The following is an 18,479-nucleotide window of genomic DNA, read 5'->3' as shown; positions in this document are numbered from 1 at the left end:
CGGAACGCGGGCCGTCGGGCGCGCGACGCTCAGGGTCGGCCGGCCGGCCTCATGCGGGGCCGAACCAGCGCTCCAGCGCCATCGGCAGGTCGTGGTGGCTGCCGGGCGCGGCCCAGGCCACGTACCCGTCGGGCCGGATCAGCAGGGCGGTGGTGTCGTCCGGCAGCTCGCCCCCGGACGGGCCGGCGGGGCGGGCGGTGACGGTGTCCACCCGGTCGCCCCAGGCGGCGGCGCGCTGGCGCAGCCGCGGGTTGTCGGCCAGGTCCAGCAGAACGCCCCGGGCGGGGTGCAGCAGCGCGGTGGCGGAGGTCCGCCCGCCGGGCCCGTCCAGTTCCAGTCCGGGCATCCGGCGGCCGAGCAGCGGGTGGCCGCCCCTGCCGACGTCGTAGGTGATCTCCAGTCCGGTCACCATGGCCGCGAGGTGGCGGGCCACGTCCTCGTACGCCATGAGCTCGCGCAGGGAGTCGCGCAGCGGCTGCACCTCGGCGCCGCTCAGGAACAGCAGCCCCTGGGCCCGGGTGTTCATCAGCAGCCGCCGGCCGACCGGGTGCCGTTCCCCGTGGTAGGTGTCGAGCAGGGCGAGCGGGGCCCGGCCCCGGACCACGGAGGCCAGCTTCCAGCCGAGGTTGACCGCGTCCTGGATACCGGTGTTCATTCCCTGCCCACCCGCGGGCAGGTGGATGTGCGCGGCGTCGCCCGCCAGCAGTACGCGGCCGCGCCGGTACTCGGTGACCTGCCGGGCCGCGTCTCCGAAGGCACTCACCCACACCGGCTCGGCGGCCGAGATGTCCTCGCCGGTCAGCCGCTGCCAGGCGGCGGCGACCTCCTCGAAGGACGGCGGGGCCTCGCGCCGCCGCGGCGGGGTGCCGCGTTCGCAGACGACGATGCGGGTGGTGCCGCCGGGCAGCGGACCGACCATCACCATGCCGCCGGGCAGGGTCTCGCCGATCATGCGGGGCTTGAGCTCGATGCCCTTGATGTCGGCGAGGTACATCTCCATGGTGGCGGCCGTGCCGGGGAAGTCGAAGCCGGCCGCCTTGCGCACGGTGCTGCGCCCGCCGTCGCAGCCCACCAGCCAGGCCGCGCGCAGGGTGTGGACCCCGTCCGGTCCGCGCACCTCGACCTCGACGCCGTCCTCGTCCTCGCGCAGCGCGAGCACCTCGTGGCCGCGCCGGATGTCGGCGCCCAGGCCCGTGGCCCATTCCTCCAGGTGCGTTTCGGTGACGGACTGCGGAACGGTCTTGGCCGCCTGGCAGGCTCCGTCGAGGACGCCGAAGTCGAGGGGCAGGCCACCGAAGTGGCCGAGGGTGCTGCGTTCGATGTCGCCGAAGCGCGCGAGGATGCCGCGCTGGTCGAAGGTCTCCAGAGTGCGCGCGGTGAAGCCGAGGCCGCGCGATTCGCCCGTGCGGCGCTCCAGGCGCTCCAGGACGACGACGGCGACTCCCGCCAGCCGCAGTTCGCCCGCGAGCATCATGCCCGCGGGGCCCGCGCCGACGACGATGACCGGTGCGTCCATCACGACTCCTTGAATTCGCCTCCGGAGACAGTGCACCGGATCTTGACTACAAGGTTCTTCGGACGCGAGCGGCCGTTCAATGGTGCTGGATTCAGGACTCGGTCAGGTTCCACAAGGGCCGGTCCGGTGGGTCGGAGAACGGCCAAGGGAATGTCAAGACCAGGTCAGACCGCGCCCTCCGGGCTCCGCCCGTCGCCGTGCGGACCCCGGCGGACCGTCGTGCGGATCCCCGGCGGACCGTCGTGCGGATCCCCGGCGGACCGTCGTGCGGATCCCCGCGGACCGTCGTGCGGCCGGCCGGTGGGGCGTGGCTCAGGTGCGGGCCGCGGCACGGCGGTCGAAGCAGGCGCGGACGTCGCTCTCGCTGTAGTACGTACGGCCCGCGCGGTTGCGCCGGCGCCACCGCTCCTCGCTCGCCAGCCGGTACACGGTGCCCGTCGGGGTGTGCCACAGCTGCGCGATGTCGCCGGCGGTGAGCCAGCGTTCGGTGGCCGGCGCGGCGGCGCCGGGCGCCCGCCCGGCCTCCATGGAGTCGCTCAGCTCGCTCCACCGGTCGCTGGTCCAGCGGTGGGCCGGGTCGCTGTCGCACACGACCGCCCGGCCGGCGGTCCGGTCCGCGTCGCGGACGGACAGGGCCAGGGCTCCGGGGCAGCCGGGTTCGGGGCAGTCGCCGAGGCGGAAGGTGCGGGCCGGGTCGGGGAAGGCGGCGCGGCGTCCGGACCGGACCAGGCGGGCGATCTCCTCGGAGGCCTCCGAGGCCGCCGGGTGGGCGGCGATCCAGTCGGCGTTGCGCTGCAGGAAGCCGGTCAGGGCGGCGACGGTGCGCGGCGGTGCGGGGAACCCGCGCTCCTGTGCGACGAGTCCGCCCCAGGAGCCGAGCACGGAGACCATCCGGGCCCGTACGTCGGCCGCGGCCCCGTTGAAGGGGAGTCCGGGCGGCTCGCCGCCGGTCGTGCGCTCGCGCAGGCTGCCGGGGGTCATCCCGCCGAGGACGCGCCCGCACTCCTCGTACAGGTGCGCCAGTTCCCCGAGGCCCGCCGAGAGGTGGTCCCGGCAGGTCCGGCACAGCCGGCTGCCCCGGACCGTACGCCGGCGGGGGCGTCCGTCGGCTCCGGCGCCGCGGCAGCCCTCCCCGTGACACAGTGCCGTCACCGTCATGTCGTTCCCCCCTCGGTTCCTTGCGGTGGTCTGCGTGCTCCGGCGCGGGTGCGCGGGGTGGGCCGGGTTCAGCCCTGGCCGAACCGGAAGCCGACGCCGCGGATGGTGATGATCCATCCGGCGCCTATCTTGTTGCGCAGGGTGCTCACGTGCGTGTCCACGGTCCGGCGGGACCAGGAGTCGCCCCACACCTGCTGCATCAGCATCTTGCGGGGGATGACGGTGTCGGGATGGGACGCGAGGAGGTAGAGCATGTCGAACTCCTTGCGGGTGGTCTCCACGGGCACCCCGTCCAGCGTCACCTCGCGCGTCCCCGAGTCGATCCGCAGCGGACCACGGGTGATGGTGGCGGCGACGGGCCGGGTGGGGCGCGCCCGGCGCATGACGGCCTCCATGCGGGCCATCAGTTCGCGGAATCCGTAGGGCTTGGCCAGGTAGTCGTCCGCGCCCGCCTGGAGGCCGAGGACCCGGTCGAGTTCACTGCCCCGGGCGGTGACCGCTATCAGGGGGATCTCGTGGGCGGCGCGGATGCCCCGGCAGACCTCCAAGCCGTCCAGGTCGGGCAGTTCCAGGTCAAGGAGCACCAGGTCGGCATCCACGTAGCTGCGCAGCGCCTCGCCGCCGGTACCCACGATGTCGACCTCGTGCCCGTGCCGGCGCAGACCGCGCGCCAGCGTCTCGGCCTCGGCCGAGTTGCTCTCCACGATGAGGATCCGCCACAGCGCCGACTGCGTCGGCGTGTGCTGCGGTGTTCTCGGGCCTTCGGCCGGTGAGAAACCGCCGTTCGCTCCCGCGGCGACTGTGTGAGGTTCCAGCACAGCCATGGTCCGCTGGTTCATCTGCCCCCCTCCCTCAAGCTCGGTTGGGTCAACGTCAAGAAGATACAAACCGCTGCGTCGGTTTGTCAAAGCCCCCAAAACACAGCCAGGCCTCCGATAAAAGGGTTAAATCGGGCCATCAGTAGGCGAAAAACCATGCAGAACAGGCCATCCGGAGGGACCCGCACCCGCTTCCAATACCAACGGGACGGTTTAATAATAGAAGGAAACTGATACAGGAGCTATGCGTGATCAAACAAGAACGCGCTGTCCGCACCCGCCGCGCACTGATCGAATCGGCGGCCAGGGTGTTCGGACGGCGCGGGTACGCAGAGGCGACGCTGAGCATGATCAGCGTCGGAGCCGGGGTCAGCCCGGGCGCACTGCACTTCCACTTCGAGAACAAGGCCGCGATCGCGGCGGCCGTCGAGGCGGCTGCCGCGCGGGCGCTGCGTTCGGCGGCCCGGGAGGTGTACGCGCGGCGCACCTCGGCCCTCCAGGCCCTGGCGGACAGCTCCCACGCCCTCGCCGGGCTGCTCCTGTCCGACACAGTGGCACGGGCCGGCTTCCAGCTCAGCCGGGAGCCCACCTACCCGTCGTCGTTCGCCCTGCCCGGGGAGTGGCACGAGTACGTCCACCGGCTGCTGACGGAGGCGGCGCACGAGGACGCCCTGCTGCCCGGCCTCAACCGCCAGAGCGTCGCCACGACGGTGGTGGCGGCCACGCTCGGCTTCGAGGTGCTCGGCCGGGACGACCCCCAGTGGCTCGCCCCGCGCACGCTGGCCGGGTTCTGGCGGGTGGTCATGCCCTGTCTGGCGGCCCCGGCCACCCTGCGCGCCCTGGGCGCCGCCGGCCGCGGCTCCTGACGCGCGCCGGGGCGGCCCCCGCCCCCACCGCGGCCCCAGCCCCGCCACGGCGGCCGCCGACCGCCACGACGGACGCCAAAACGGCCCCTGGCCCGCACCCCGCGATCGGGGGGTACGGGCCAGGGGCCGGGTCCTGTCCGCCCGCCCGCCCCCGCCGGGAGGCCCCGGCCGGCCACCAGGCCCGCTCACACCGGCCGCAGGCTCCTGACCGACTCCCTGGCGTACTGCTGCGCGGGCTCCAGGGTGGCCCGGCTCTCGCGGCCCAGCACCTCCCGCACGTGCCGGCCCGCCCGCGCGGGATCCGCGCCGGGTCCCAGCATCCGCTCGACCGCGTCCGCGTCCAGCAGCACGTCGTGCCGGCACACCACGGTGACCCCCGTGGCGTCCGGCTCGACGGACCACTCCCCGGCGTGCGCGGCCAGCAGGGGGTGCGGCCGGGTGCGCTTGAAGACGATGCGGCCGGCCGCCGGGAAGCACACCCGCACCTCCTCCGTGGTGTACGCGGAGCCGTCGTCGGCCAGGTTGACCAGACGGGTGCGCTGCACCCCCGGGCGGTCCTCCGTGACGTCCGCGCCCACGACGTGCGCGACCCGGCCGGGCCAGGAGCCCACCCGGTAGAGGAACTCGTGGACGGGTTCGGCCGGTCCCTGGATCCGCACCGAGTCCTCGAAGGACAGCAGCAGCCCGTCGAGCCTGTGCCAGCGCTCCGCGAGGACGGCCAGTCGGCCGAGCACGCCACGGGCTTCGGCCTGCGCGGACGCGAGCACGCCCGCGACGTCCGCCGTCCGGTTCCCGGCGACGGTGATGTCCTGCTCCAGCGACAGCCGCGACCAGCCCGGAGCAAGCTCCTCCACGCTCCACGAGCCGCCGGAGGTGGTCACGGGGGCGGCCGGACGCTCCTGGCGGAAGCCGACGCGCCGGTGGTGCGCGTCCAGGGTCCGCCGCCACAGCGACGGCCGCGCGGTCCCGTCCTCGATCGCCCACTGGGCGTACCGGTCCGTGGTGCCGTCGAACTCAAGCCTCTCCACGTGCACGGTGTCCGGCAGGAACAGCGGCCACGGCGCCGTGTCGGCCACCACGTTGTACAGGACCCCGGCCGGTGCGGCCGCGTCGACCGCGTGTGACATCCGGTGTACTCGCTCGACAGACATCAGACACCTCTCTCAACGCTTGACGCAGAGTCTGTCTGTATCCGCCGGAGTCCCCTTGGAATGCCGCTCGATTTCCGCACGCGGCCGGCCCCGCCGGTACCCGCGATCACACCGCGGCGGCGGCCCGGCTGCGCAGGACCTGGTTGACGCACCGCAGGAAGCTCCTCGGCGTGTCCGCCCGTTCGAGCAGCTCACCGTCGAGGAGTACGTCGTACTTGCGCTCGATGGAGCCGATGGCCTGCAGGACGGAGAGCGAGTCGTAGCCCAGCTCGTCCCAGTACAGGTCCTGCACGTCCTCGCTCAGCTCCACGCACTCCTCCTCGCCTCCCCAGATCCGCAGGATGCGGGCCAGCTCCGTGAGCTCCAGCCGGTCCATGGCTTGCCTCTCCCCTCGTCCACCGGGGCGTCGGCGCGCACCGGGTCGCGACGAGCCTGGTCCCACCGGATGGAGAGCCGCTCACGCCGTCGGCCAGCCGCGCTGGAGCCGTCGACGCGCGCCCTGCCACGGCCCCGCCGTACCCGGACCGCCGCCCCGGGCGGCCCGTTCCGTCAGGCCGCGTAGAGATCGAAGGTCGAGCTGCGGCGCGGGCCCGCGGCCACGTCGAGCGCCGGGTCCACCCGGAGCATCGCCTGGTGCAGGCGCTGGAGCTGCTGCGAGGGTTCCACGCCGAGTTCACCGATCAGCCGGGCCCGGAGCCTGCGGTACACGTCCAGCGCGGTGGCCTGCCGTCCCGACCGGTACAGCGCGACCATCGCCTGCGAGTGCAGCCCCTCGTGCTGGGGGTTCCTGGCCATCAGCTCGGTGAGCTCGGCGAGGAGTTCGCTGTGCCGTCCCAGGCGCAGGTCCACGTCGATGCGCCGCTCGGTGGTGACCAGCCGGCTCTCCGCCAGCCTCAGCACCTCGATCTCCAGGATCGGCCCGACCTTGACGTCGACGAGGGCGGGTCCCTGCCACAGGTCGAGGGCCTTGCGCAGCATCTGCGCCGCACGTTCGTCGTCGCCCTCGTCGAAGGCGCTCTGGCCGCCGGCCACGAGGGCCTCGTACGCGTGGACGTCCACCGACTCCTGCGGGATCTGGAGCAGGTAGCCTCCGTGTCGGGTCGCGAGCACGTCCTTGGCCGTGCCCGGGGCGCCCGGCCCCATCGCGGTGCCCAGTCTGCGGCGCAGTTGCAGGATGTACGTCTGCAGGGTGGTGAGGGCGCTCTCCGGGAGCTTGGTCCCCCAGATCTCCTCCATCAGGGTCGGTACGGGCATCACCCGGCCCGGGTAGAGCGCGAGAAGCGCCAGGATCTGACGCGGCTTGCCCGCCGTAGGAACGATCGATGCCCCGTTGACCTCGGCACTCAACGGACCCAGAACCTGAATCTCCACGGTCTCCCGTCTCCCCTCCGTTATTTTGTCGAGATACTCACGGTTTTCAGTATTCGACCCGATGACGGTAAGGCAGCCCAGGGCGGCATCACCGCGTTCTCAAGCCGACGTCGAGCAGACCTCCGAAGGGGGCGAACAGCCGCGGGATTCGAAACGCCGTCTTCCGATTGACTGCCAGAACCCCTGTTCAGCCCGCAGATAAGTTCGTTCGCCTCTGTTCCGCTTGCCTGATGCGCAAATTCGTTCCACGGATTTCCGGGAGGTACCGGAAAAGAGTGGGCGAATGATCTTTTAATGAACGGTCAGCCCACTCGGGCGAGCCGCTTGCGGGCCGTCTCCGGGGATTCCGCCGGGTTCTCCGGGCCGCTCATCAGGATCGACCGCTGGAGACTGCGCAGGGCGGAGGACGGCTCGATGCCGAGCTCGCGGACGAGGGTGGCGCGCAGCCGCTGGTAGACGTTGAGCGCCTCGCCGCGGCGGCCGGAGCGGTGGAGGGCGAGCATGAACTGCCCGTGCAGGTTCTCGTGGATGCGGTAGCGGCTGGCCAGGACGGTCAGTTCCGCGAGGAGTTCGCGGTGCCGGCCCAGGCGCAGGTCGGCCTCGATGCGCTGGTCGAGCGCGCACAGCCGGGTCTCCTCCAGGCGTCGCGTCTCCATGTCCAGCTGTACACCGCCCTCCACGTCGGCGAAGGCCGGCCCGGACCAGAGCGCCAGCGCCTCGCGCAGCAGCCGCGCGGCACCGGGGAAGTCGCCCGCGTCCATGGCCCGGTAGCCCATTCCGGCCAGCCGGTCGAACTCGCGGACGTCGCTGGTCCCGCCGGCGCTGCTGAGCATGTAGCCGCCGGGCAGCGTGACGAGCACGTCCTTGGGGGTCCGCGTCCCGTCGGTGCCCTCCAGCGCGGTGGCGATCAGGCCGCGCAGCTGGAGCACGTAGGTCTGGAGCGTCGTACGGGCACTGCGCGGCGGCTGCTCGCCCCACAGTTCCTCGATCAGCGCGGACACCGGGACCACCTGGTCCGCGTGGAGCGCGAGCAGGGCCAGCACCTGACGGGGCTTGGCGGCGGTCGGCGTGATGGAGACCCCGTTCTCCCGCACGGTCAGTGCGCCCAGTACATCGATGTCCACGCCGTACTCCCCTGCTTCGTCCATGGATGAGCCCTCGACTTTCGCTGGAATGAGCAAAAAACAGCCGGGCCGGTTTGTCAATACCAAACCGGCTGTACCGTTTTTCGCCCGCCGGTGGCCGCGTCAACCCCTGAAGCGCACCCCTTGAACTGGGACTTTCCTGGTCAGAAGGCCGACGACAGGCCTCTTCCGAGGGCCCGGAGGGCGGGGAGAGTCGTCCTGGAAGGGGTGCCCGGCAGCCACGAAACGGCCGAGAACCGACCATGCGGTTGGCTCGCACACCCCTGTGACCCCTCGCTGCAGGCTGCCCCGCCGCCAGGTTCAGACCACAGAAGGGCATCACCGCCCCCCTGACGCAACCGATACAAAACCGCTTTAGCGGTTTGCTCACCGGCATTCGCGCTCAGCAGTCACTGGAACGACACCGGAGCCCCGCCGGAACACCGCTCGAACCACAGGGTCGCCCCCTCCACCGACGGGCCGGTGCCCGGCGCCCTCCGGCCGGCGGACCGGCCGCCGCCAGGCCGGTCCGGCGGCGGTGCCGGCCGGCACCGGTGAGCACCGGTACGCCTCCCCCCTCGCGGCCGGTGGCCGGATCGGCGGCGGGCGGGCTCCGCCACACGCTCCCGCAGGCCGGTGGCATATGCCGGAATCTTCACGCAGGCAAACGGTGAACGAAGCCCGTGGGGCGCCGCACCCCGCCCGCGCCCCACCCGGCGGCCACGCCCCGCGGCCCGCGTCGGCGGCGCACCGGCCCCGGAACCCGCGCACCACCCGTGTACTGCGGGGGCCCGTGTACGGAGGGGCCCGCGAGTCACCCGCCCCGACCCCCTACCGGCCCCACGGGGACCGACGGGCCCGCAGGGGGCGGGGAGCCCGCCCGCGATCCGCGCGCAAACCGGGGCTCCCCATGCGAATCGGCCATTCTTCGTCCCCCGGGGTTCACCGGACGTCCGACAACCGGTGCACGCGCCCCGAGGGGCCCCCTTGAGATGCTTCAGTGCGGGTGGCGGAGACCCGACGCCGGATGAGGGGTGGCGGCACGGACGGTAGGGGGAGGTACGAGTTGCCGGAATCTCGCCTTCCGTATTTTTCATGGCCAAGGGTCGCGATCCCTCTGGATAAAAAACCGGTTGGTATATATTTTTCTCGCAGTCACACCTGTAACCGGCCAGCGCTGCCTAGGGGGAACCATGAGCGCGAGCACGTTTCAAGTCGAGCGCACAGCGGGCTACGAACCGGCCTGGCGGACGACCGCCCTTCCGCTCGGACAGCGAGGTAACCGCTTCACCTCGCTCACCTCCACCGTCCCGAAGGAATTAGTGCACCGAGCCTCGGTCGCCGAAGTCCTTCTCACCGACTGGGAACGGGTCGACCACAGCCGATTCGCCGTCAGCGCGCAGTGGCCGCGCTCCCACAGCTTCTTCACGCCCATCGCGAGCGCCTACCACGACCCGCTCATGTGCGTCGAAACGATTCGGCAGATCGGCAGCCTGCTGGGCCACGCCGAATTCGGAGTCCCTTTCGGCCAGCACTTCCTGCTGTGGGACCTCAGCGTCACCGTCGACCCCGAGCACCTCCAGATCAGCAGGACCCCCGCCTCCCTCGACATCGACGTCAGCTGCACCGAGGTGAGACGGCGCAGCGGTGACCTGGGCGGCCTGAACTACGAGGCCGTGGTCCACCGCGCGGGCCACGTCGTCGCGACGGGACGCGTCTCCTACACCTGCACCACTCCCGCCGTGTACCGGCGCATACGCCCGCCGCACACCCTGCTGCCCGGCCACAAGCCGTTGCCCCTGACCGCTCCCGTCGCACCGCAGAGCGTGGGACGGGTATCGCCCACCGACGTGGTCCTGTCCCCCACCGGCACACCGGACCGCTGGCAGCTGCGGGTGGACTCGCTCCACCCCATCCTCTTCGACCACCCGGTCGACCACGTTCCGGGCATGGTGCTGCTGGAGGCCGCCCGGCAGGCCGCGTCGGCCGCCCTGGGCCGCTCCTCCCTCCTGCCGCTCAACATCTCCGGCGATTTCAAGCGCTACGCCGAACTCGACGTGCCGTGCTTCATCGAGGCCGAACGCCTGCACGACGGCGCGCCCGGAGGGGAGGAGACGGTGGTCGTGACAGGCCACCAGGACGGCCACCTCGTCTTCAGTTCCACCGTGACGGCGGCCCCCTACATCGGCTGACGGGTGCCCCTCAGCGCGGCCCGAAGGCCGCCAGGTGCTCCCCGGCCCACTGCCGGAACGAACGGGCCCGCCTGCCCACGACGTCCTGCACCGTACTGCCCACCCCGGCCTTGGCCCCGGCGCGCTGCCGCTCGGCGCTCTGCAGCAGTGCCTCCGCCACGGCCGCCGGATACCGCGCCCCCCACACCGCGCGGGCCTGCTCCGGATCCCACTCCTCGAACCGCAGCGGACGGCCCAACAGGGCGGACAGCTGGGCCGTCTGCTCGACCGCCGACAGCGCCTCGGGTCCGGTCAGCGTGTGCACGCGCCCGGTGTGCCCCGGCTCGCCGAACGCGCGCACGGCCACTTCCGCGATGTCTCCCGGATCGACGCAGGCGTTCGGCGACGTCCCGTACAGGCCCCGCACGACACCCTCCGCACGTACCGGACCCGCCCAGGAGAGGGCGTTGGACATGAAGGAACGCGGGCGCAGCAGCGTCCACTCCATCCCCGAACCCCGCAGGGCCTCCTCGTTCTCCCGCTGCCAGCGGGTGATGAGGTCATCGGCCCGGCCGTCCTCGACGGCGGCCGCGGAAAGCTTCACCACGTGCCGCACCCCGGCCGACCGCGCGGCCGCCAGGAACCGCGCGTCGTCGTCGCGGCCGACGCGGCTGGTCACCAGGAAGGCGGTGTCCACCCCCCGCACGGCCCGGGCGAGCGAAGCGGGGTCGTCGTAGTCCCCGTGGACGGCCTCGACCGCCGCCGGCCCGGCCACGACACGTTCCGGTTGCCTCGCCATGGCCCTGACCGCCAGGCCTGAACCGATGCGGCGCAGTACCTCCCGTCCCACCGTCCCGGTGGCCCCCGTCACGAGAATCATGGTGCTTCCTTCCGGTCATGTACGCGCCCTCCGGCGCGTACGGGGTTGGCGTGAGAGTTACCCGCTGTAAGATACGTACGGGACGGACGGTTTGCATCAGGGCTTCCGACGCTCCGAGAATCCTGTGAGGGAAGGAGCCACAGTGGCTGAGCAAATTCGAGCCATCCGCACACGCCAGGCGATCCTCGGCGCGGCGGCCAAGATCTTCGAGGAACGCGGCTACCAGGCGGCCACCATCTCCGAGATCCTTTCGGAGGCGGGAGTGACCAAGGGAGCCCTGTACTTCCACTTCCAGTCGAAGGAGGACCTGGCCTTCGGCGTGCTCAACGCGCAGAACCAGAGCCTCGTCGTCCCCGACCGCGCGATCAAGATGCAGGGGATCGTGGACATCGTCATGCTGCACACCCACCGCCTGCAGACGGACCCGATGGTCCGCGCGGGCGTGCGGCTGACGATGGACCAGCTGGCACAGGGCCTGGACCGCAGCGGACCCTTCCTCGCCTGGGCCGTGCCGATGCGCGAGGGCCTGGAAAGGGCCCAGAGCCAGGGCGAACTGCTCCCCCAGATCGATCCGGCCGAGACCGCCGACGTCATCGTCGGCTCCTACGCCGGCATCCAGTCCATGTCGCAGGCCCTCACCGAGTACGAGGACCTCGTGATCAGGGTCACCGCGCTCCTGCGCCACCTGCTGCCGAGCATCGTGCAGTCCTCCGTCCTCACCTCCCTCCGCCTCGGGGAGAGCCGCGGGGCCGAGGTCTACGCCGAGGCCGTACGGGCCATGGAGATCTCGCAGGCCCGCGAAGACCTCGCCAGCTGATCCGCGCCGCCGGCGGCCGCGCGCACCCGCGGCCCGAAGTACCAGGACAGGGCGTCGGCCAGCGGGCCGCCGTCCTGTGACCAGGCGATGTGGCCGTCGGGACGCACCAGCAGCGCCTCGTACGGCATCGCGGGGGTCCGCGGTGCGTGCACCACCCGCAGGGTGTCCGACCACGGACGCGCCTCTTCCCCGTGGCGGCCGGCCCGCTCGCCGAAGAGGAGGAGGAGCGGGATCCCCTCCCGCAGGAGCCCGATCAGGTCCGTCTCACCCGCCCGCGTGACGATCCGCGCGTTCGGCAGGAAACGTCCTTCGGACCCGCAGGGCCGGCCCGTGTGGGCGGGCAGCACCGTCCCCTGGCCACTGATCATGTCGCTGAGCCGCCCGGTGTCCCGGTCCGCGGCCAGGAGCCCGGTGAACACCTCGCGCAGCGCGTCGACTTCGGCCCCCTGCCGCATCAACGCGAGCTGGGCCCGCGTGTTGTCGACCACCGCCTGCGCCGCCGGCCTGCGTTCGAGGTCGTAGGCGTCCAGCAGGCCCGCACCCGCCGTGCCGCGCACGGCGAGGGCCAGTTTCCAGCCGAGGTTGAGGGCGTCCAGCACCCCCGTGCTCAGCCCCTGGCCGCCGATGGGGAAGTGCAGGTGCGCCGCGTCGCCCACCAGGAAGACGCGTTCCGCGCGGAAGGTGCGGGCCAGGCGCGTGAAGTCGCTGAACCGGCTGATCCACCGGGCCCCCTCCATCACGATGTCGCGCCCGGCGATCCGGGACACCTCGCGCTGGAGCTCCTGCGGCGACGGCGGCGTCTCCCGGCCCGCGTGGGCGCCGGAGCAGTCGACGGTACGGATGTGCGTTTCGCCCGCGGGCGTCCGCTTGGAGACGATCCAGCCGCGCGGGGTCCGCAGCCACCCCTGCTCCAGGTCGCCGGGGTCCCGCAGCCGTGCCAGGCCCACCAGGGCGGACACCGTGGCGGGAGTGGCCTCGGAGTCGATGCCCGCCAGGTCGCGGACCGTACTGCGGGCCCCGTCCGCCCCGACGACGTAGGCGGCGGAACAGGCGGCCGTCCCCTCCGGCCCCTCGACGGTGAGCCGAACGGCGCCGTCCCGCTGCGTGACCCCCGTGACCCGGTGCTCCCGCAGTACCCGCGCGCCCGCCGCCAGCGCCCGTGCCTCGAACAGGCGCTCAAGCTCGGCCTGGGGGCGCTTGAGGATCGGCTCCGGCTCCGTCTCGGGCACGGTGATGACCAGTTCGTGGATGCCGCCGAAGTGGAACCGGCCCGCGGCCGTACCGGCGGAAGCCGGTGCCACGTCCGGCGGGAGGTGCCCGCGCCGGGCCAGGCTCTGTACCGCGCGGGCATGGAGGGTGGTGGCCTTGGGCCGCTCGCTGATCTCCGCCCGCGCCTCCAGTACCAGTGTGTCGACCCCGTACCCGGCCAGCTCGGCCGCGACCAGCAGGCCGACCGGCCCTCCGCCGACGACCACCACTTCAGCGCGCACGCCGTCCCCTCTCCCTCATCCGGCGAGGAGAAAATATACCGGCTGCCCCGTTCTTTTCAATGACCGGGACCGTAGGATCCCCACATGATCAGCTCTTCGCTCCGTCTGGTGCCGGTCACCCCGGCCAACTTCGAGGCCGTGTGCGCCGTGCGGGTGCACCCCCACCAGGAACACCTCGTCTCCCCCGTCCAGAAGTCGCTGGCCGAGGCCTACGTCCACGGGGACACCGCCTGGCCGCGGGCCCTGGTCGACGGCGACGAGGTCGTCGGCTTCGTCATGGCCTTCCTCGACATCGTCTGGAACCCGGCCAAGGACCCGGAGCACCGCCGTTCCGGCCTGTGGCGCCTGAACATCGCGGCCGGCCACCAGGGCAAGGGGTACGGCAGCTTCGCGGTGGGGGCGGTCCTGGAGGAACTCCGCCGACGCGGCACCGAGCGGGCGTACGTCTGCTGGGACACCGGCGAGGGCACCCCCGAGCCCTTCTACGCGGGCCTCGGCTTCCGCCGCACCGGCGAAGTCAGCGGCGACCAGCCCGTCGGCGTGCTGGACCTGGTGTAGCCGCCCCGGATCCGTCAGGTCAGCACCACCGTGGCCGAAGTCCCCGCGGGCACCGGCGAGGTGCCCGCGCGGAACTCCTGCGGGCTGACCCCGCGCACCCGCTTGAAGGCCGTCGACAGCGCGAACGCGCTCCCGTAGCCGACCCGGCGGGCCACCGTCGCCACCGTGGCCTCCGGCTCGCGCAGCAGGTCGGCGGCCAGGGCGAGCCGCCAGCCCGTCAGGTACGCGACCGGCGGCTCCCCGACGAGCGCGGTGAACCGGCGGGCCAGCACGGCCCGCGACACCCCCGCCCGCCGCGCGAGTTCCGCCACGGTCCAGCCGTGCGCGGGGTCCTCGTGCAGCAGCCGCAGGGCGACCCCGACGACCGGATCCCCCTGCGCCCGGTGCCAGGCCGGCGCCCCCGAGCCGGGAGCGGCGAGCCACGCCCGCAGCACGCCGATCAGCAACAGGTCCAACAGCCGGTCCAGCACCAGCTCCTGCCCGGGCTCGTCACGGGCCGTCTCGGAGGCCAGCAGCCCGATCAGGGTGGCGTCGGCCGCCCCGGCCGGCCGGACCAACACCGTCGGGAGCGTGCCCAGCAGCCGCCGCCCGACCTCGCTCGGGGCCTGGTAGGTGCCGCTCAGCACCACCGCCGCCCCCGGCTCCTCCCGGGCGTCGCCCCAGGTCCGCACACCCCGCGCCAGGGTGTCCGTCAGGTCCTCGCCCGCCTCCGTGCTGCACCGCTGGTCCGGTCCCACCACGATCTGCGGGACGTCGGTGCCAGGGGTGTCCGGGCTGTCGGCGAGCCCGTACGGCGCGGGTCCCCGTACCACCGCCACGTCGCCGGGGCCGATCGGGACCGGCTCGCCGTCCCCGGGCAGCAGCCACGCGGCCCCGCTCACCAGGGCGATCACCGACAGCGGGGCCCTGTCCTCGACCCTCAGGGACCAGGGCGGGTTGAGGACGGACTTGAGGATGAAGGCTCCGCGGGCCTGGGGCCCGTCCAGCAGGCCGGTCAGCGTGTCCATGCCCCCATCCTCCCTCCCCTCCGCGCGGCTCAGACGTCCCAGACGCCGGTCGCCGCCACCTCGCGGGCGTAGTCGGCGAAGTCCTTCGGCGCCCTCCCCAGCACCTCGCGCACCCCGTCGACCAGATGCGCGTTGCGTCCGTCCAGGATCACGGTGAACAGCTCCACGAACTCCTCGGGCAGACCGTTCTCGCGCAGCACCGCCCCGTACTCCTCCGCCGAGACGGGCACGTACGCGATCTCGCGCCCGGTCGCCTTCGACAGCTCCTCCGCCACGTCGGCGAGGGAGAGCAGGCGGGGTCCGGACAGCTCGTAGGTCCGGCCGACGTGCCGGTCGTCGGTGAGCGCGGCCACCACCACGTCGGCGATGTCCCCGGCGTCGACGAAGGGTTCGACGGCGTCGGCGACCGGCAGGGCGATCTCCCCCGCCCGTACGGAGTCCAGGAAGAAGCTCTCGTCGAAGTTCTGGTCGAACCAGCTGGCGCGGACGACGGTCCACTCGGCGCCCGGCACCTTCAGCCGGCTCTCGCAGAGCTCCGCGGACTCCTCACCGCGGCCGGACAGCAACACCAGCCTGCGGGCCCCCGCGGCCACCGCCGCCCCGGCCAGGGCGCCGATCAGGTCGGGGGCACCGGGCACGGAGAGGTCCGGCTGGAAGGTCACGTACACCCGGTCCACCCCCTCCAGCGCGGCCGCCCACCCGGCGGGGTCGTCCCAGTCGAAGGCCGGCTCCCCCACGCGCGACCCGACCCGTACCGCGTCTCCCCGGTCCCGCAACCGCTCCACGACCCGCCGTCCGGTCTTGCCGCGGCCCCCGATCACCAGGGTCAGCGCCGGACGTCCCGCGTCCTCGCTCACGTTCTCACTCACGTCGCTCACGCTCACGTTCTCGTTCTCGTTCTCGTTCTCGTTCTTCGTCATGCACCCCAGTCAACCGCCGCCCGCCGAGACGGAACATGGCCCAGAAGCTCACCTCCATGTGCGAGCGTCTCGCCGCGAACACTTCGACACCGCCCGCGAAAACCCTGATCATCCTGTGATGACCTGGAACGAACGCATCGTCATCCGGGACGGCGTACGCCTGTCCTGCCGCGACTGGGGCGGCAGCGGCTCCCCCGTCCTCCTCCTGCACGGCCTCGCCGGCCACGCCGGGGAATGGGAGGCCGCCGCGGCCCACCTGTCCGCCCGCCACCGCGTCATCGCGCTCGACCAGCGCGGCCACGGCGCCTCCGAACGCCGACCGGCCGACGTCTCCCGCGAGGCACACGTCGCGGACGTGCTCGCCGTCACCGCGCAACTCGGCCTCGACCGCCCCGTCCTGGTCGGCCAGTCCCTGGGCGGCCACACCGCGATGCTGACCGCCGCCGCCCACCCCCGTCCGGTCCGTGCCCTCGTCCTGGTCGACGCCGGTGCGGCCGCCGCCGCCCCGGACACCCCCGCCACGATCGACGAGGGCCTCGGCTCCTGGCCCCTGCCCTTCCCCTCCCCGGACGCGGCACGGGAGTTCCTCGGCAGCGACGCCTGGGCCGCGGGCCTGGAGCGCCGCCACGACGGCTGGTACCCGCGCTTCGACCGCGACGTCATGGTCGCCACGATCACCCCCGTCACCACCCGTCCCTGGTGGCCCGAGTGGCAGCGCGTCGCCTGCCCCGCCCTCGTCGTCCTGGGCGAGCGGGGCATCGTCCCGCCGGCCGAATCCGCAGAGATGCTGCGCCTCGCCGGTCCGGACACCACCCTGGTCTCGGTCCCCGGCTCCGGCCACGACGTCCACCTCGACCGCCCCGAGGTCCTGCACTCCCTGCTCTCCGGCTTCCTCGACGCCCTCCCCCGGGCCTGACCCCGGCAGGCCCGACGGCGGGGGCGGGCCCGCCCGCGCAAACCCGGGTGCGCGGCCCCCGCACCGGGTATTAGGGTCGACCCCCGTGGAACCGCTCAGTGAGATACAGATCCGCTCATCCTTCGTGAACTGCACCAAGGGCGAGGCCTCACGGCTGCGCCTGCCGCTGGACTTCGCCGAACTGCCCTGGCAGGACCTCGACTTCCTCGGCTGGGTCGACCCCGGCGCACCGCTGCGGGCCCACCTCGTGCTGCCCCGGGAGGGGGGTCCGGTCGGGATCTCCCTGCGCGTGCCCTCCGTGGGCCGCACCAGCGCCGTCAAGTCCAGCCTCTGCCAGATCTGTCTGACGGGCCACGCCTCCTCCGGCGTCACCCTGCTCGCCGCGCCCCTCGCGGGTGCCCGCGGCCGCGAGGGCAACACCGTCGGCACCTACATCTGCGCCGACCTCGCCTGCTCCCTGTACGTACGCGGCAAGCGCCTGCCGAAGCTGCGCACCACGCGGTACGAGGAGTCGCTGACCCTGGACGAGCGCCTCGCGCGGATGCGGGGGAACCTCGACGCCTTCACTTCCAAGATCACCGCGGGCTGAACCCGCGCGCGGAATGTGATCACATGACCGTATGACGAGGACTCTCTACCTGCTCTGCTCCGCCGCCCCGCCCGTGTTCGACGTGGCCCACGTGATCGAGGACGCCCAGTCGCGCGGCTGGAACGTGTGCCTGGGCCTGACCCCGGCGGCGGCGCAATGGGTGTCCGGGAGCCTCGACGGTCTCGCCGCACTGACCGGCAACCCGGTGCGCTGGCAGTACAAGATGCCCGGGGAGCCCGACGTGTGGCCGCCCGCGGACGCCCTGCTGTTCGCCCCCGCCACCTTCAACTCGGTCAACGCCTGGGCCCTCGGCCTCACCGACCGCGTCGTCGTCGGCATCGCCGCCGAGGCCCTCGGCAAGGGCACCCCGGTCGTCGCCGTACCGTGCCTGAACGCCGCCCTCGCCGCGCACCCGCAGTTCGAGCAGTCCCTGACGGTCCTGCGCGGCGCCGGAGCCGAACTGCTCTACGGCGAGGGCGGGTTCGTCCCCGGCCCGGCCGGTCCCGACGCCCCGCCGCACTTCCCGTGGCAGACCGCCCTGGACGCCGTGGACCGGACCGGCGCCGACCGGGTCTGATCCGCCGCCGCGGGCCGGCCGCTACTCCCCGGTGACCCCGTCGATCGCCTCGCGCAGCAGGTCGGCGTGCCCGTTGTGCCGGGCGTACTCCTCGATCATGTGGGCCAGGACGTAACGCAGGGAGTACGGCTGGTCCCCGTGGTACCCCGGCACGTCCAGGGAGGCCGCGGCCTCCACCACGGCCCGCGACCGCGCGCAGGTCTCCTCCCAGATCGCGAAGGACCGCGCCGGATCCGCGTCCTCCACGTGGAACTCGGTCCACTCGCCGGCTTCGTTCCGGGGGAAGTATCCGCGCACGTCCTCGCCGCCCACCACGTTGCGGAACCAGCCGCGTTCGACCTCGGCCAGGTGCCGCACCAGCCCGAGCAGGCTCAGCCCGGACGGCGCGACGGCCCTGCGCCGCAGCTGCTCGTCGGTGAGGCCCGCGCACTTCATCATCAGGGTGTCGCGCTGGCGCTGCAGGAGGCTGGTGAGGGTGGCGCGTTCGTCGCCGTCCAGGACGGCCGGGGTCCGCTGCTCTTCGTTCATCGTCGGATGATCACACCTGCAC

General features: G+C 72.8%; 19 protein-coding genes. 7 read left to right on the top strand and 12 right to left on the bottom strand.

Going from position 1 to position 18,479, the window contains the following annotated elements; all coding sequences use genetic code 11:
* Positions 1 to 49: 49 nt before the first annotated feature.
* The 3 genes from AB4039_RS26220 to AB4039_RS26210 all read right to left on the bottom strand — a co-directional run bounded on the left by AB4039_RS26220 (position 50) and on the right by AB4039_RS26210 (position 3,513).
* Positions 50 to 1,516 carry an FAD-dependent monooxygenase gene (locus AB4039_RS26220; RefSeq protein WP_442271965.1) on the bottom strand — a complete coding sequence of 489 codons (1,467 nt, stop codon included), beginning with the start codon at positions 1,514 to 1,516 and terminating at the stop codon, positions 50 to 52.
* A gap of 312 nt (positions 1,517 to 1,828) precedes the next feature.
* The gene (locus AB4039_RS26215; protein WP_442271964.1) at positions 1,829 to 2,674 is read right to left on the bottom strand and encodes a hypothetical protein; all 846 of its coding nucleotides are present in this window, start codon (positions 2,672 to 2,674) and stop codon (positions 1,829 to 1,831) included.
* Between the two features lie 68 nt (positions 2,675 to 2,742).
* Entirely contained in the window at positions 2,743 to 3,513 is a 771-nt protein-coding gene (locus AB4039_RS26210) for a response regulator transcription factor (RefSeq protein ID WP_266845275.1), read from the bottom strand.
* Between the two features lie 227 nt (positions 3,514 to 3,740).
* On the opposite strand from AB4039_RS26210, the gene AB4039_RS26205 reads away from it, so the two are divergent.
* Entirely contained in the window at positions 3,741 to 4,358 is a 618-nt protein-coding gene (locus tag AB4039_RS26205) for a ScbR family autoregulator-binding transcription factor (RefSeq protein WP_266845277.1), read from the top strand.
* 185 nt (positions 4,359 to 4,543) lie between these two features.
* Here the strand turns inward: AB4039_RS26205 and AB4039_RS26200 are convergent, their stop codons facing one another.
* The 4 genes from AB4039_RS26200 to AB4039_RS26185 form a co-directional block, all read right to left on the bottom strand.
* Positions 4,544 to 5,509, bottom strand: coding sequence for an aromatase/cyclase (locus tag AB4039_RS26200; RefSeq protein WP_266845279.1), 966 nt, complete (start codon positions 5,507 to 5,509; stop codon positions 4,544 to 4,546).
* A gap of 106 nt (positions 5,510 to 5,615) precedes the next feature.
* Complete coding sequence (locus AB4039_RS26195) at positions 5,616 to 5,885, bottom strand: acyl carrier protein (protein WP_266845281.1); 270 nt, start codon at positions 5,883 to 5,885, stop codon at positions 5,616 to 5,618.
* Between the two features lie 173 nt (positions 5,886 to 6,058).
* Positions 6,059 to 6,880, bottom strand: coding sequence for an AfsR/SARP family transcriptional regulator (locus AB4039_RS26190; protein WP_266845283.1), 822 nt, complete (start codon positions 6,878 to 6,880; stop codon positions 6,059 to 6,061).
* A 302-nt stretch (positions 6,881 to 7,182) separates the two neighbouring features.
* Positions 7,183 to 8,004: an AfsR/SARP family transcriptional regulator gene (locus tag AB4039_RS26185; RefSeq protein ID WP_266845335.1), complete on the bottom strand. Its 822-nt coding sequence runs from the start codon at positions 8,002 to 8,004 to the stop codon at positions 7,183 to 7,185.
* Positions 8,005 to 9,197: 1,193 nt separating this feature from the next.
* Here AB4039_RS26185 and AB4039_RS26180 point away from each other — a divergent pair.
* A complete protein-coding gene (locus AB4039_RS26180) occupies positions 9,198 to 10,196 on the top strand; it encodes a ScbA/BarX family gamma-butyrolactone biosynthesis protein (RefSeq protein ID WP_266845285.1) in 999 nt (332 codons plus the stop codon).
* 10 nt (positions 10,197 to 10,206) lie between these two features.
* On the opposite strand, the gene AB4039_RS26175 is transcribed toward AB4039_RS26180, so the two are convergent.
* Positions 10,207 to 11,055 carry an SDR family oxidoreductase gene (locus AB4039_RS26175; RefSeq protein ID WP_266845286.1) on the bottom strand — a complete coding sequence of 283 codons (849 nt, stop codon included), beginning with the start codon at positions 11,053 to 11,055 and terminating at the stop codon, positions 10,207 to 10,209.
* Positions 11,056 to 11,197: 142 nt separating this feature from the next.
* Here AB4039_RS26175 and AB4039_RS26170 point away from each other — a divergent pair, with 142 nt between their 5' ends.
* Positions 11,198 to 11,872 carry a ScbR family autoregulator-binding transcription factor gene (locus AB4039_RS26170; protein ID WP_266845288.1) on the top strand — a complete coding sequence of 225 codons (675 nt, stop codon included), beginning with the start codon at positions 11,198 to 11,200 and terminating at the stop codon, positions 11,870 to 11,872.
* On the opposite strand, the gene AB4039_RS26165 is transcribed toward AB4039_RS26170, so the two are convergent.
* Complete coding sequence (locus AB4039_RS26165; protein ID WP_442271963.1) at positions 11,812 to 13,362, bottom strand: FAD-dependent monooxygenase; 1,551 nt, start codon at positions 13,360 to 13,362, stop codon at positions 11,812 to 11,814. The genes AB4039_RS26170 and AB4039_RS26165 overlap by 61 nt on opposite strands.
* 84 nt (positions 13,363 to 13,446) lie before the next feature.
* Between AB4039_RS26165 and AB4039_RS26160 the strand changes: the two genes are divergently transcribed.
* On the top strand, positions 13,447 to 13,920 hold the full coding sequence (locus AB4039_RS26160; RefSeq protein ID WP_266845290.1) for a GNAT family N-acetyltransferase: 474 nt from the start codon (positions 13,447 to 13,449) through the stop codon (positions 13,918 to 13,920).
* 14 nt (positions 13,921 to 13,934) lie between these two features.
* Here AB4039_RS26160 and AB4039_RS26155 read toward each other — a convergent pair whose 3' ends face one another.
* Both AB4039_RS26155 and AB4039_RS26150 read right to left on the bottom strand, forming a co-directional pair.
* Entirely contained in the window at positions 13,935 to 14,927 is a 993-nt protein-coding gene (locus AB4039_RS26155) for an AraC family transcriptional regulator (protein WP_442271962.1), read from the bottom strand.
* A 29-nt stretch (positions 14,928 to 14,956) separates the two neighbouring features.
* A complete protein-coding gene (locus AB4039_RS26150) occupies positions 14,957 to 15,847 on the bottom strand; it encodes an NmrA family NAD(P)-binding protein (protein WP_442271961.1) in 891 nt (296 codons plus the stop codon).
* A 118-nt stretch (positions 15,848 to 15,965) separates the two neighbouring features.
* Here AB4039_RS26150 and AB4039_RS26145 point away from each other — a divergent pair, with 118 nt between their 5' ends.
* The 3 genes from AB4039_RS26145 (at position 15,966) to AB4039_RS26135 (ending at position 17,929) form a co-directional block, all read left to right on the top strand.
* Complete coding sequence (locus tag AB4039_RS26145; protein ID WP_266845295.1) at positions 15,966 to 16,763, top strand: alpha/beta fold hydrolase; 798 nt, start codon at positions 15,966 to 15,968, stop codon at positions 16,761 to 16,763.
* Positions 16,764 to 16,848: 85 nt separating this feature from the next.
* The gene (locus AB4039_RS26140; protein WP_266845297.1) at positions 16,849 to 17,352 is read left to right on the top strand and encodes an FBP domain-containing protein; all 504 of its coding nucleotides are present in this window, start codon (positions 16,849 to 16,851) and stop codon (positions 17,350 to 17,352) included.
* A 31-nt stretch (positions 17,353 to 17,383) separates the two neighbouring features.
* Entirely contained in the window at positions 17,384 to 17,929 is a 546-nt protein-coding gene (locus tag AB4039_RS26135; protein ID WP_266845299.1) for a flavoprotein, read from the top strand.
* Between the two features lie 21 nt (positions 17,930 to 17,950).
* On the opposite strand, the gene AB4039_RS26130 is transcribed toward AB4039_RS26135, so the two are convergent.
* Positions 17,951 to 18,457: a DinB family protein gene (locus tag AB4039_RS26130; RefSeq protein ID WP_266845300.1), complete on the bottom strand. Its 507-nt coding sequence runs from the start codon at positions 18,455 to 18,457 to the stop codon at positions 17,951 to 17,953.
* Positions 18,458 to 18,479 lie beyond the last annotated feature (22 nt).

Source organism: Streptomyces sp. M-16 (assembly GCF_052114405.1).
Classification (GTDB): domain Bacteria; phylum Actinomycetota; class Actinomycetes; order Streptomycetales; family Streptomycetaceae; genus Streptomyces.
This window is presented reverse-complemented; position numbering and strand designations above follow the sequence as displayed.

Excerpts from the sequence above, each read along its gene's own strand:
- AB4039_RS26220 (WP_442271965.1), bottom strand. The coding sequence starts at position 1,516 with ATGGACGCACCGGTCATCGTCGTCGGCGCGGGCCCCGCGGGCATGATG.
- AB4039_RS26215 (WP_442271964.1), bottom strand. The coding sequence starts at position 2,674 with ATGACGGTGACGGCACTGTGTCACGGGGAGGGCTGCCGCGGCGCCGGA.
- AB4039_RS26210 (WP_266845275.1), bottom strand. The coding sequence starts at position 3,513 with ATGAACCAGCGGACCATGGCTGTGCTGGAACCTCACACAGTCGCCGCG.
- AB4039_RS26200 (WP_266845279.1), bottom strand. The coding sequence starts at position 5,509 with ATGTCTGTCGAGCGAGTACACCGGATGTCACACGCGGTCGACGCGGCC.
- AB4039_RS26195 (WP_266845281.1), bottom strand. The coding sequence starts at position 5,885 with ATGGACCGGCTGGAGCTCACGGAGCTGGCCCGCATCCTGCGGATCTGG.
- AB4039_RS26180 (WP_266845285.1), top strand. The coding sequence starts at position 9,198 with ATGAGCGCGAGCACGTTTCAAGTCGAGCGCACAGCGGGCTACGAACCG.
- AB4039_RS26175 (WP_266845286.1), bottom strand. The coding sequence starts at position 11,055 with ATGATTCTCGTGACGGGGGCCACCGGGACGGTGGGACGGGAGGTACTG.
- AB4039_RS26160 (WP_266845290.1), top strand. The coding sequence starts at position 13,447 with ATGATCAGCTCTTCGCTCCGTCTGGTGCCGGTCACCCCGGCCAACTTC.
- AB4039_RS26155 (WP_442271962.1), bottom strand. The coding sequence starts at position 14,927 with ATGGACACGCTGACCGGCCTGCTGGACGGGCCCCAGGCCCGCGGAGCC.
- AB4039_RS26150 (WP_442271961.1), bottom strand. The coding sequence starts at position 15,847 with ATGACGAAGAACGAGAACGAGAACGAGAACGAGAACGTGAGCGTGAGC.
- AB4039_RS26145 (WP_266845295.1), top strand. The coding sequence starts at position 15,966 with ATGACCTGGAACGAACGCATCGTCATCCGGGACGGCGTACGCCTGTCC.
- AB4039_RS26135 (WP_266845299.1), top strand. The coding sequence starts at position 17,384 with ATGACGAGGACTCTCTACCTGCTCTGCTCCGCCGCCCCGCCCGTGTTC.
- AB4039_RS26130 (WP_266845300.1), bottom strand. The coding sequence starts at position 18,457 with ATGAACGAAGAGCAGCGGACCCCGGCCGTCCTGGACGGCGACGAACGC.